Here is an 11,427-nt window from a genome sequence, read left to right as displayed (position 1 = left end):
AAGGAAAACCGCGTAGCGGTTGAGCTCGGCGACTTCGCCATGGCCTTCCGTCTGGAATTGCGTGGAGATTTGCAATCCGATCACTGAAAGGAACGACGATCGTGCCACGTTATCTCGTTGAACGCACCTTCCCGGAAGGCCTGAACGTACCGATGAACGATGCCGGCGCCACCGCGATGGGCGGCGTCATCGCCCGCAATGCCGAGAAAGGCGTGACCTGGGTGCAATCCTTCGTCTCGCCCGACAAGTCGAAGAGTTTTTGCATCTATGACGCGCCCTCGCCAGAGGCGATCCGCAGCACCGCGCAGAAGAATTCGCTTCCCGTCGACAAGATCACGGAGGTGCGGGTTCTCGACCCCTACTTTTATCGCTGACCGGGCGGACCGTGTCGGGCAGATCGGTCCCGTCGCCGGCGGACCTGACGCCGTGCCGGATAGCGAGGGTACATCCGCCGCGGCGTACGCGGCCTCGCCCCGGCGTGGCTACATGCGACGGGCCCTGTCGGCGCTGCTTTCGCCCTTGTGGAACCGGCGCCGCCTTCTGCCGCCTCAGGACGACTATTTGAAACGCGACATCGGCCTCGAAGAGCGCGAGATGCCGCGTGAATACTGGGAATACTGGTGGCATCACCGCTGATCCCGCTTCGTCGGGATCAGCATCCATTCCTTTTCATCGACAGGCGCAGCTGACGTCCGGCCTTCGCGGTCCCCGTTTGCGCGCCTCAACCGCATTGGGAGACATGAAATGACCAATCACAATTTGACCGGATGCCTTGTCGGCGCCACTGCCGCGATCATCATGATGATGGCGGGCGCTGCCACGGCGGAAGCCGTCAATCCGCTCGCCGAAAAGGTGCGGGCGCTGGACAGCCGCTTCGAGGACGTCGCGGTGGCGAAGGCCGAAGGCTACGCGCCGATCCCTTGCGCTAGCGGCCTCACCGGCGGCGCCATGGGCATCCATTACGTCAACGCCGCCTATCTGAAGGACGACGCCGTCGACGTCGCCAAGCCGGAAGCGGTGATGTACGAACCGATGGCCGACGGCACGCTGAAGCTGATCGCGGTCGAATACATCACCGCGAAAGGTCCAGCCTCGCTCGAAGGCCATCTGTTCAACTTCAACACGGCCCCCAACCGCTACGGCCTCGGCCCGTTCTACGAATTGCATGTCTGGGCCTGGAAGCAGAACCCGACCGGCGCCTTCGCCGACATGAACCCGAATGTGTCCTGCGACGCGATGAAGGGGATGTGAGAGGCGCCTCTTCCTTCTCCCCGTTTCACGGGGAGAAGGTGGCCCGAAGGGTCGGATGAGGGGCGGCGCCGGCAATTGCGATTGGCCGCCGCTCGTAGTCTGACAGAGGATGATCACTCTGTTTGGGAACCCTCCCGCAAAGAACCTCTTCGACACGCGGTTCATCCCAAATTTCCAAGGCCGGCTCCGCCCCTCATCCGCCTGCCGGCACCTTCTCCCCGTATATGACGGGGAGAAGGAAGCACCCCACCCAACCGTTTCTTAAGGTGTTTCGGGTAGACCAAAACCTTGGAAAGAGGCGGAAAACGGAGAGTATTCGGGGTGCGCTTTTCCGCGGCGACGACTGCCGGGCGGTTCCTGCCGCAGCGCTGGGCGCTGCGCATGCGGCCGCTGCTTGGCCGCATCGATGCCGCGCTGTTCACCGCCGACGAGCGCGGCGAAGCCGGGCGCATGTCGCTGATCGCCTTTTTCATCCGCATCGTCAGCGCCTTGATCGCCTTTGTCAGCCAGGTGCTGATGGCGCGCTGGATGGGATCGTTCGAATACGGCATCTCGGTGCTGGTCTGGGTGACGATGGTCATCGTCGGCAACCTCGCCTGCCTCGGCTTCCACACCTCGGTCATCCGCTTCATCCCCGAATATCGCGAGCGCGGCATGCTGGCCGAGCTGCGCGGCATCGCGCAGGCGAGCCGCCTCTTCGTGCTCGTCGCCTCGACGCTGGTCGCGGGGCTGGGCGCGCTTGGCGTCTGGCTCGCCTCCGACTGGATCGAGAACTACTACGTCATCCCCTTCATCCTCGGCGTCATCTGCCTGCCGATGATCGCGCTCGGCGATCTCCTGCAAGGGCTGGCGCGCGCCAATTCCTGGGCGCTGCTGGCGTTGTCGCCCACCTATCTGGTGCGGCCGGTGCTGATCCTGGCGTTCATGGCCCTGATGCTTGGCCTGCACTACTTGCCCGACGCCAGGACCGCGATCTTCGCCTCGATCGCCGCCACCTACGTCACCACGCTCGGCCAGCTGATGGCCGTCACCTCGCGCATGGAAAAGAAAATTCCGCCCGGACCGATGAGGGTGCATTTCGGCCAGTGGATCCTCGTCTCGCTGCCGATCTTCCTGGTCGAGGGCTTCTTCTTCCTGCTCACCAACGCCGACGTGCTGATGGTGGGCGCCTATCTCGATCCCAATGACGTCGCCGTCTACTTCGCCACGGTGAAGACGCTGGCGCTGGTGCATTTCGTCTATTTCGCGGTCAAGGYCGGCGTCGCCCAGCGCTACGCCCAGTTCACCCATGGCGAACCRCATCGGCTTGCCGCCTTCGCCCGCGAGACCGTCTCCTGGACCTTCTGGCCCTCGCTGCTGATGGCGCTGCTGGTGCTGGCGTTGGGCGAGCCGATGCTGGTGCTGTTCGGTCCCGAATTCACCGCCGGCTATCCGCTGCTCTTCCTGCTTGTGCTGGGCGTCGTCGCGCGCGCTGCTGTCGGCCCCTGCGAGAGCCTGCTCACCATGAGCGGCAACCAGAACATCTGCGCCGCCGTCTATGCCATGACGCTTGCGCTCAACATCGGCCTCAACGTGATCCTGATCCCGCTCTTCGGCCTCTGGGGCGCGGCGATCGCCACCAGCCTCGCCATGGTCTTCGAGGCCAGCGCGCTCTCCTTCACCGTCTGGCGCAAGCTCGGCATCGTGATGGCGATCTTCGTGCCTGCAAAGAAGGAAATTGCCTAATGGCCGCCGTCCCGTTGCTCGAAGAGACCAGCGGCGGCCCCGCCGGCGCCATGGTCTCCAACCTTGCCGGCCTCGCGCGCGAGGCCGACCCGGCCCATATCGAGCTCTTCGCCAGCAACCGGCCGGAACGCAAGCTCGCCATTTATCCGGCCTCGGCCGGCTTCGACCTCGTCGAGGAGCTCGACTATCTCAGCGCCCGCGCGATCGAGCCCAACGTCTTCTTCAACCCGCGCTTCCTGGCGCCGGCGATGCCCAGGCTGGAAGACCGCGAGGTGCGGCTGGCCGTCATCCGCGACGGCGACGAGTACCGCAACCGGCTGCGGCTTCTGGTGCCGTTCTCGGTCGAGCGGCCGGCGATCCCGCTCGGCGTTCCGGTGATGCGCACATGGTCGAGCCCGTTCGGCCCGCTCGGCACGCCCCTGGTCGACCGCGACGATCCCATCGGCGTCATCGAGGATTTCTTCTCGATGCTGTCGAGGCCGCATCTCAAGCTGCCAAAAGTCTTCGTGCTGCCCGATATGCGCCTCGACGGTCCGGTGGCGAGCCTGCTCACCTCCTTTGCCGACAGCCGTGGCTTGACCATGGTGACCACCGGCAAGGTCGAGCGCCCCGTGCTGGAAAGCAGCGCCGATGGCGAGGAATACCTCAAGGCGTCGCTGCGCGCGCATCACTACCGCGAATTCCGCCGCCTGAAACGGCGCCTTGCCGATCAGGGCAAGCTCGAGCACGTCGTGGCGCGCGGACCGGACGAGATCCGCCACGCCATCGAAAGCTTCCTGACGCTGGAAGCGGCCGGCTGGAAAGGCCGCGAGCGCACCGCGATGGCGATCGACCGCTACCGCGCCGCCTTCGCCCGCGAGGCTGTTCACCGGCTGGCCGAGCAGGACATGTGCCGCATCCACCTCCTGACGCTCGACGGCCGCACCATCGCCTGCCTGATCGTCTTCGTCGAGGCCGGCGTCGCCTACACATGGAAGACGGCCTATGACGAGGCGCTTTCCGCCTATTCGCCGGGCACGCTTTTGATGATCGAGGTGACCACGCAGCATCTCGACGATCCCAACATCGTCATGACCGATTCCTGCGCGGTTCCGGACCATCCGGTGATGAGCCGGCTGTGGGCGGAGCGCAAGCCGATGGGCACGCTGGTGGTCGGGCTGACGCCGGACGCCGACCGGCTGGCCCGGCAGGCGGCCTCGCAACTGCACCTCTACCGCGAGACCCGCAACATGGCGCGCATCCTGCGCAACCGCATGCGGAGCCTCTTGAAAAGGCGCTAGATCAACGGCGGGGCACAAGCTATGGGTCCGGGCGGCGAATTCAGGGCCGGCCTTCACCACGAAACATTCCAAATGATCGATACCGTCCTGCGCTTCGCCCGCCTTTGTGCGCCGCTTGTCCTGCTCGCCCTGTTTCCGGCTCGAGCCGTCGCCGATACCTGCCCGGAGGATTGCACCGATCCGCCGCCGACCCCGGTCAACATCTACAGCCAGACCACTTCCGGCCATCTGAGCCCTGCCACGGCCGGCGCGCTGCCGCGCGTCTATGTGCCGAACCGCTCCTCCAACTCCGTCTCTGTGATCGACACCGTAACGCTGAAAGAGATCGACCGCTTCAATGTCGGCAGCAAGCCGCAGCATGTCGTGCCGTCTTGGGATTTGAAGACGCTGTGGGTCGCCAACAATGGCACCGGCAGGAACGGCAGCCTGACGCCGATCGACCCGATGACGGCCAAGCCCGGCCAGCAGATTCCTGTCGACGACCCCTATAATCTCTATTTCATGCCGGACGGCAGCGCGGCAATTGTCGTCGACGAGGCGATGAAGCAGCTCGATTTCCGCGACCCGCACACCATGGCATTGAAATCGAGCCTGCCGACGCCGACCTGCCCCGGCATCAACCATGCCGATTTTTCGGTTGACGGCGCTTACGCGATCTTCACCTGCGAATATGGCGATGGCGGCCTGGCCAAGATCGACCTGAAGAACCAGAAGGTGCTCGGTCATCTCGACCTGTCGAAGATGGGCATGCCGCAGGACATCCGCCTCTCGCCCGATGGCAAGGTCTTCTACGTCGCCGACATGATGAATGACGGCGTCTTCCTGATCGACGGCGACAGTTTCAAGGAAATCGGCTTCATCCCGACCGGCATCGGCGCGCATGGCTTCGTCGTCAGCCGCGACGGCAAGCGCCTCTATGTCTCGAACCGCGGCTCGCACAAGATGGAGCAGGGCAAGGCCAAGGGCCCGGGCAGCGTGACGGTGATCGACTTCGCCACCCGCGCCGTGGTCGCCCAATGGCCGATCCCCGGCGGCGRCAGCCCCGACATGGGCAATGTCAGCGCCGACGGCAGGCAGCTCTGGCTCTCCGGCCGCTTCGACAGCGACGTCTACATGATCGACACGACGAGCGGCGCCGTGACGAAAATCCGCGTCGGCGTCGAGCCGCATGGGCTGACGGTGTGGCCACAGCCCGGAAGGTATTCGCAAGGGCATACGGGGAATATGCGGTAGCGAGCCAAAAACAACATGCTTTTACTGGCGCATTCCGATCCATAAGGGTGCATAAGGGCGGACCGATTGCCGCCGCGGATTATGTCGGCCAGCGTCAGCTACTTGCCCGCCAGCGCCGGGACAGTCTTTGGGGACAACGCTCGCAACCGAAGTGATGTTGCTCACCACCTCGTTGTCTTCGTTACTAGCCATCATGGTCGAATAGGGAGTCATGTGAGACCCCTATTACTTCAGAAGATTTGCGAGCCGTCAGCTCTCCAACGAATGGATGCTCGCTCTTGTCACAATGAGCAATGTTTGATTACGTCTGATTTTTTTCGAAGCAGGGGTTGGCACATGTCGAGCGCATCAAGCATCGCATCTGAGATCGAACGTGTGGTTCGCAACGAACTTGACGACTGCGAGCGCGCAATCAAAAGCGACAATAAAACGCGCGCTCTTAGCGAGGTCGACGACGCCATGAGAAAACTGAAGCGCCTAGCGGATGAAGTCCGACGCCTAGGGCGCTGACCATCAATCGATGTCGGCTGCTTCACCCTCCGGCCGCTCTACAATTTTGACCATTTCAGGAGGAGGCTGCCAGATGGAGTCTGAGCAAACCAGCACGTTCAAGGACGGCGTTACCTACATCGACTGGGATATTGTCCGCAAAAAGCGCTTCGCACAGAATGTTGTGCCGCCGCGGCCGTCAGACTGGCCAGGCAATGTTACGTCGGTGAGTATTGCCGGGCTTGGGCTTATCGGAATCGACGAGACGACGAACGAGCTGTTCTGGGACGGCAAGCGGCTCATAACCGAGAAGCGCTTTGCTGACTATGAGYGGCGACTAGCTGTAATCGGCCTAGTGATCGCCGGCGTTGGCGTTGCCGCCACTGTCATTCAGGCATGGGCGGCGGTCGTTGCTCTTCCATAGATCGGGAAGCGAAAGACGCAGGACTGAACTGAGCAGCTAAAAGTTAGACCGGATAGCCGTTCAAATGCAAAAGGGGCAAGATCGATGTGGGACACCACAAAGGATGTGGCGTCATTTCTCGCGAATTTGGCGGCCATAGTTACGGCAATTGTTGCGATTTGGGCCTGGGCGAGATTTCTTTGGCACGCAAAGCGCAGGCGGTGGAGACTAGAAAGCTATCTCAGACATCAGCGGGAAAATTCTGGGGACGCTGGGATGCGGAGCGTCCTACATCTTATGTCCAACCTAGCGATGACGGAGGAACAAATTTACTCTGCTGCCTTTGCCAGCGAAAAGGTGACTGCCGTACCGCTGGCAGACGATAAAGGCTTCGCAAAAGATATCCTGTTTCTCTACCAGATGCCGATACCAGGTAGATACTCGCCACGCTGAGGGCAAAACTTCACCTGCTGCGGAATTGAATTGGGACCTTTCGCCCGAAGCCTGAAATTTCCAGCCCCTCGCCGGTCACCCAGTCTGAGGCAGCGGTGCGCAGAAGAGCGAAAGCCCACAAACTGGGAGCCCTCAACTGAAAATTTGGTGCCCCTAGCCGGGATCGAACCAGCACTCCTTGCGGAACTCGATTTTGAGTCGAGCGCGTCTACCAATTCCGCCATAGGGGCTCAGGCCGGGCGGCCTGGATGGGCGCGGACTATACGGGCGGATGGGTGTTCGTCAACTGGCCTGTTGCGGATTTGCCCGCGCAAACGGCGGCATTGCCCACCTCTCGGCCATCGTGGCCACGCGGGACATTGTGCGGCGCGGAAAATCTTTCTAGACAGACGAAGCGTTGAGCGCCTGGCATCCGAAAGCTGGATGCGGCGCTTTGGGTCCTTGTCTTCCTGCCTGCCGTTGCCCAAAACCGCCAAGCGTCTCGGGTGACATTGATCAGAGCAATTCCCGGAAAAGCGCGCTGCGGTTTTCCGTCCGGAATTATGTCGACCGCATTAGGAGAGCCGATGCTTCGCGGACTATACGACTGGACCCTGTCGCTGGCGGCGCGCAAGTCCGCCGAATGGTGGCTGGCCTTCATCGCCTTCGTCGAAAGCTCGGTGTTCTTCATCCCGGCCGACGTGCTGTTCCTGCCCATGGCGTTGGCGCGGCCCGAACGCGCCTATCGCTACGCGCTGACCGCCACGGTTGCGTCCGTGCTGGGCGGCATTGCCGGCTGGCTGATCGGCTACTATGCCTACGACACGATAGCGCGCCCGATCCTGGAGCATTTCGGCGGCCTTGCCACATTCGAGAGGTGGCAGTCGTCCGGCGCCGGGCTGATGCTGGTTCTGCTCGTAACATCCGGCGCCGCGCATCTGCCGCCGATCAAAGTCGTCACCATCCTGGCCGGCGCGCTTCACGTCAATCTCGCCGTCTTCATCGTCTCGGCCATCGTGGCGCGCGGCGCGCGTTTCCTGCTTCTTGCCTGGCTGCTGCGTCGCTATGGCGAGTCGATCAGGGAGTTCATCGAAAAGCGCTTGGGATTGATTGTCGGCGCGGGCGCCGCTGCCCTGATTTTGCTCTATATCCTCGTCAGATACGCCCACGGATAGCGACGCAACAACGGACCCGATAGATGACCGCGACGATGAATGCCGACACCGGACGCCAGCGCACGCGCGCGGCGCTGTTTCTCGCCGTCGCCATGGCCGCGACCGTCGGCTCGGCGCTCGCCTTCCAATATATCGGCGGCTACATCCCCTGCCATCTCTGCCTCGAGCAGCGCACGCCCTACTATATCGGTGCGCCGCTGATGGTACTGGCGGCGATCACCTCGATGCTGCGAGCGCCGGCTTGGGTGACGCGAGGCCTGCTGGCGATCGGCGGCCTGTTGATGCTCTACGGCCTCTATCTCGGCGTCTACCACTCCGGCGTCGAATGGGCGTGGTGGCCGGGCCCTGCCGACTGCACCGCCGGCGCCGGCCCGGTCGACACCGGCGGCAAGGGCGTGCTCGACGCGCTCGACAAATTCGTGCCGCCCTCCTGCGACAAGGCGGCGCTTCGCATCCTGGGTCTGTCACTCGCCGGCTGGAACGCCATCGCCAGCCTCATCCTCGCCGCAGTCGCCTTCCGCAGCGCGCTCGCGCGCGACTGAGCCAAATTCGATTGAGCGGCGCGACGCAGAGTTCGGACAAAAATTCGGCAGGCTGAGTCGAATGGTGCGGTTTTCGAGAACCGGAGCGGAGCGTACTTAAGTACGTGAGCACCGGAAGCGCAGAAAACCGCGGCAGTCGGCCGGCATGACGGATTTGTGCCGAACTCTACGGCTCCAACTCGACATCCCAGTACAGATAATCCATCCAGCTTTCATGCAGATGGTTGGGCGGGAACAGGCGGCCGTTGTTGTGCAGGTCGTGCACCGTCGGCTGATAGGGTTTCTGCAGCGGCCACATCTTGGCTTGGGCCGGCATCATGCCGCCCTTGCGAAGATTGCAGGGCGAGCAGGCGGCGACGACATTCTCCCAGGTCGTCGCCCCGCCGCGATGGCGCGGGATGACGTGGTCGAACGTCAGATCCTCCGGCGTGCCGCAATACTGGCATTGGAAGCGGTCGCGCAGGAACACGTTGAAGCGGGTGAAGGCGGGATGCCGCGACGGCTTCACATAGGCTTTCAGGCTGACCACGCTCGGCAGCTTCATCGAGAAGGTCGGCGAGGAAACGGCGTGCTCGTATTCGGCGACGATGTTGACCCGGTCGAGGAAGACAGCCTTGATGGCGTCCTGCCACGACCAGAGCGACAGGGGGTAATAGCTGAGCGGACGGTAGTCCGCATTCAGCACCAGCGCGGGAAGCCCATCCGGAGATACGGCAACCGTCACGTCCTTCGCCTCCTTCGTTCTAAACCGAACGGCGCGGATACTGTAAGCCCGACATGACAGGGATGTGAAGCGGATTGTCTCTCGCCGAAACCCTCAAAAACGCATGATTTTCATGCTTTTTTGGTCATTTCGACGGGAGGCGCCGCGTCTCTGCCCTTCAGTTCGCGGTAATAGGCCCAAAAAAGCCGCGACGCGACACCCCGCCAGGGGCTCCATGATTCGGCCAGCCGGATAAGCATTTTCTCCGGCGGACGCGGGTCGATGCCGAGCGCATGGCCGACCGCCGTCTGGAGCGCGACGTCGCGCGCGGGGAACACATCCGGGTGGCCGGCGGCGAACAGCAGGTAGCACTCGGCCGTCCACGGGCCGATGCCCGGCACGGCCGTCATCGCCGCGATCGCCTCGCCGGCTTCCAGGGTGCAGAGGTGATCGAGATCGAGCCCGCCGGCCACCGCTTCGGCCACGGCGAGCAGCCCGCGCTGCTTCGGCCGCGACAGCCCGGCCTCGCGAAATACGTCTTCGCCCGCGGCGAGGATTGCCTGCGGCGTCAACGGGTCGACCAGCCTGACCAGCCGGCCGAAAATGGCATCGGCGCTCGCGCGGGACACCTGCTGCGAAACGATGATCGAGGCGAGGCTTTGAAAGCCCGGCTCCGACAGCCGCAGCGGCACCTCGCCCGCTTTGCCGCGCACCGTCTCCAGCCGCGGATCGATCCGGCAGAGCGCGTCGAGCCCTGCCGCAATGTCGTCGAGCGAGGCGATGCGTTGCACGTTTGCTTGTTCCCAGGGCGACAAATGATGGCTAACTATCAACCGGCGGAAGCACCTCACAACCTGAATGCCGCCTGAAAGATGACGCTCCTGACATTCCGCTTCGCGCCGAGCCCCAATGGCGAACTGCATCTCGGCCACGCCTATTCGGCCCTGCTCAACCAGAAGATGGCGGCGCAAGCGGGCGGACGCCTGCTGCTGCGCATCGAGGATATCGACATCACCCGCTGCACGCCGCAATTCGAAACCGGCATTTTCCGTGACCTCGAATGGCTGGGGTTGCGCTGGGAAGCACCGGTGCGCCGCCAGTCAGAACATTTTGCCGAATACCGGGCGGTGCTGGACCGGCTGATCGCCGAGGAGCTCGTCTATCCGGCTTTCATGAGCCGCGGCGAGATCCGCGCCTTCATCGCCGAGACAGGCGGCCGCGACTGGCCGCGCGATCCGGACGGCGTGCCGCTCTACCCGCCGCTCGACAAGGCCTTGCCGGCCAGGGAGCGCAAGCGGCGGCTTGCCGAGAACATGCCCTTTGCCTGGCGGCTCGATGTCGAGGCGGCGACGGCGCGCCTCGCGGCCGGCCTGTCATGGACAGAGTTCACCGACGAGACGATGTCCGCGACGCGAGCGATCGAAGCGCAACCGCAGGCCTGGGGCGACGTCATCGTCGCCCGCCGCGACATCCCGACCAGCTACCATCTCGCCGTCGTCCTCGACGATGCGCTGCAAGGCGTCAGCCATGTCGTGCGCGGCCAGGATCTCTATTCGGCGACCGGGGTGCAGCGCCTGCTGCAGGAATTGCTCGGCCTCTCGCCGCCGCGCTATTTCCACCACCGCCTGATTCTTGGCCCGGATGGCCGGAAGCTCTCCAAGAGCTTCAAGGATACCGGCCTAGCCGCGCTTCGCGAGGCAGGCGTGTCGCCGCAGGACGTCAAGCGGCTGCTTGGGCTTTGATTGCGAAAGCGCCGATTACAAGCGCGCCATCCCGGCCTTGATCAGCGCCAGCACGCTGATGAAGGAAAAGGCGCCGCCCAGCCCCCAGGCAACCGCCAGCTTGAGATCGCTCAGGCTGATGCCATGCTTGTTGGCGATCACCACCGCGGCAAAAAAGCCGAAGATGAACAGCAGYGTGTTGCCGGTCGGACCGAAGGCGCCCTCTTTCATGATCGCGTCGAGCAAAGTGCCGAAGAAGAAACCGAAGGCGGCAATGATCGCGAAGGCGAACAGAAGCCAGGTTGTGTCCAGATGCAAAAACATGCCTCACCATGGCGCGGCGATGCGCCATGCCCCTGTTGGCACGGTTTGTTGAATTCAACTTAGCTTATGGAWCAACCGTTTCGTTTTGCTTGCGGGATTGATCGGCATTAGAGCAATTGCCGTCATCAACCGTTCACCCCGGCAGCTTT

At 63.2% G+C, this 11,427-nt stretch carries 13 protein-coding genes and 1 tRNA gene; 10 read left to right on the top strand and 4 right to left on the bottom strand.

Features of this window, described 5'->3' with window-relative positions:
- Positions 1-101: 101 nt before the first annotated feature.
- The 7 genes from LCM4577_RS08180 (at position 102) to LCM4577_RS08150 (ending at position 6,402) form a co-directional block, all read left to right on the top strand.
- Entirely contained in the window at positions 102-374 is a 273-nt protein-coding gene (locus LCM4577_RS08180) for a DUF4242 domain-containing protein (RefSeq protein ID WP_040989229.1), read from the top strand.
- A 112-nt stretch (positions 375-486) separates the two neighbouring features.
- Positions 487-636 carry a hypothetical protein gene (locus tag LCM4577_RS08175; RefSeq protein WP_157900451.1) on the top strand — a complete coding sequence of 50 codons (150 nt, stop codon included), beginning with the start codon at positions 487-489 and terminating at the stop codon, positions 634-636.
- 162 nt (positions 637-798) lie between these two features.
- Positions 799-1,251 (top strand): hypothetical protein, encoded by a 453-nt coding sequence (locus LCM4577_RS08170; protein WP_052468089.1) that lies wholly within the window; start codon positions 799-801, stop codon positions 1,249-1,251.
- Between the two features lie 321 nt (positions 1,252-1,572).
- The gene (locus LCM4577_RS08165; protein ID WP_071070683.1) at positions 1,573-2,976 is read left to right on the top strand and encodes a lipopolysaccharide biosynthesis protein; all 1,404 of its coding nucleotides are present in this window, start codon (positions 1,573-1,575) and stop codon (positions 2,974-2,976) included.
- A complete protein-coding gene (locus LCM4577_RS08160; protein ID WP_071070681.1) occupies positions 2,976-4,256 on the top strand; it encodes a GNAT family N-acetyltransferase in 1,281 nt (426 codons plus the stop codon). The genes LCM4577_RS08165 and LCM4577_RS08160 overlap by 1 nt, the downstream gene beginning before the upstream one ends.
- 72 nt (positions 4,257-4,328) lie before the next feature.
- Positions 4,329-5,489 carry a YncE family protein gene (locus LCM4577_RS08155; RefSeq protein ID WP_071070716.1) on the top strand — a complete coding sequence of 387 codons (1,161 nt, stop codon included), beginning with the start codon at positions 4,329-4,331 and terminating at the stop codon, positions 5,487-5,489.
- A gap of 583 nt (positions 5,490-6,072) precedes the next feature.
- Positions 6,073-6,402, top strand: a complete 330-nt coding sequence (locus LCM4577_RS08150; protein WP_071070679.1) for a hypothetical protein — start codon at positions 6,073-6,075, stop codon at positions 6,400-6,402.
- 577 nt (positions 6,403-6,979) lie between these two features.
- On the opposite strand, the gene LCM4577_RS08145 is transcribed toward LCM4577_RS08150, so the two are convergent.
- A tRNA-Leu gene (locus LCM4577_RS08145) sits at positions 6,980-7,064 on the bottom strand.
- Positions 7,065-7,400: 336 nt separating this feature from the next.
- Between LCM4577_RS08145 and LCM4577_RS08140 the strand changes: the two genes are divergently transcribed.
- A complete protein-coding gene (locus tag LCM4577_RS08140; protein WP_071070678.1) occupies positions 7,401-7,988 on the top strand; it encodes a YqaA family protein in 588 nt (195 codons plus the stop codon).
- A 23-nt stretch (positions 7,989-8,011) separates the two neighbouring features.
- On the top strand, positions 8,012-8,530 hold the full coding sequence (locus tag LCM4577_RS08135; protein ID WP_071070676.1) for a disulfide bond formation protein B: 519 nt from the start codon (positions 8,012-8,014) through the stop codon (positions 8,528-8,530).
- Between the two features lie 166 nt (positions 8,531-8,696).
- On the opposite strand, the gene LCM4577_RS08130 is transcribed toward LCM4577_RS08135, so the two are convergent.
- Complete coding sequence (locus LCM4577_RS08130; protein WP_027167440.1) at positions 8,697-9,254, bottom strand: HNH endonuclease; 558 nt, start codon at positions 9,252-9,254, stop codon at positions 8,697-8,699.
- 110 nt (positions 9,255-9,364) lie between these two features.
- Positions 9,365-10,024 carry a DNA-3-methyladenine glycosylase gene (locus LCM4577_RS08125; RefSeq protein ID WP_071033575.1) on the bottom strand — a complete coding sequence of 220 codons (660 nt, stop codon included), beginning with the start codon at positions 10,022-10,024 and terminating at the stop codon, positions 9,365-9,367.
- A gap of 81 nt (positions 10,025-10,105) precedes the next feature.
- Between LCM4577_RS08125 and gluQRS the strand changes: the two genes are divergently transcribed.
- Positions 10,106-10,975 (top strand): tRNA glutamyl-Q(34) synthetase GluQRS, encoded by an 870-nt coding sequence (gene gluQRS, locus LCM4577_RS08120; RefSeq protein ID WP_071033577.1) that lies wholly within the window; start codon positions 10,106-10,108, stop codon positions 10,973-10,975.
- A 15-nt stretch (positions 10,976-10,990) separates the two neighbouring features.
- On the opposite strand, the gene LCM4577_RS08115 is transcribed toward gluQRS, so the two are convergent.
- Positions 10,991-11,278, bottom strand: coding sequence for a hypothetical protein (locus LCM4577_RS08115; protein WP_041011325.1), 288 nt, complete (start codon positions 11,276-11,278; stop codon positions 10,991-10,993).
- Positions 11,279-11,427 lie beyond the last annotated feature (149 nt).

Source organism: Mesorhizobium sp. LCM 4577, assembly GCF_001854795.2.
GTDB lineage: Bacteria > Pseudomonadota > Alphaproteobacteria > Rhizobiales > Rhizobiaceae > Mesorhizobium > Mesorhizobium plurifarium.
The sequence above is the reverse complement of the archived record's forward strand: the minus strand, read 5'-3'. Positions and strand labels throughout refer to the sequence as shown.

Excerpts from the sequence above, each read along its gene's own strand:
- LCM4577_RS08175 (WP_157900451.1), top strand. The coding sequence starts at position 487 with ATGCGACGGGCCCTGTCGGCGCTGCTTTCGCCCTTGTGGAACCGGCGC.
- LCM4577_RS08135 (WP_071070676.1), top strand. The coding sequence starts at position 8,012 with ATGACCGCGACGATGAATGCCGACACCGGACGCCAGCGCACGCGCGCG.
- LCM4577_RS08160 (WP_071070681.1), top strand. The coding sequence starts at position 2,976 with ATGGCCGCCGTCCCGTTGCTCGAAGAGACCAGCGGCGGCCCCGCCGGC.
- gluQRS (WP_071033577.1), top strand. The coding sequence starts at position 10,106 with ATGACGCTCCTGACATTCCGCTTCGCGCCGAGCCCCAATGGCGAACTG.
- LCM4577_RS08170 (WP_052468089.1), top strand. The coding sequence starts at position 799 with ATGATGATGGCGGGCGCTGCCACGGCGGAAGCCGTCAATCCGCTCGCC.
- LCM4577_RS08140 (WP_071070678.1), top strand. The coding sequence starts at position 7,401 with ATGCTTCGCGGACTATACGACTGGACCCTGTCGCTGGCGGCGCGCAAG.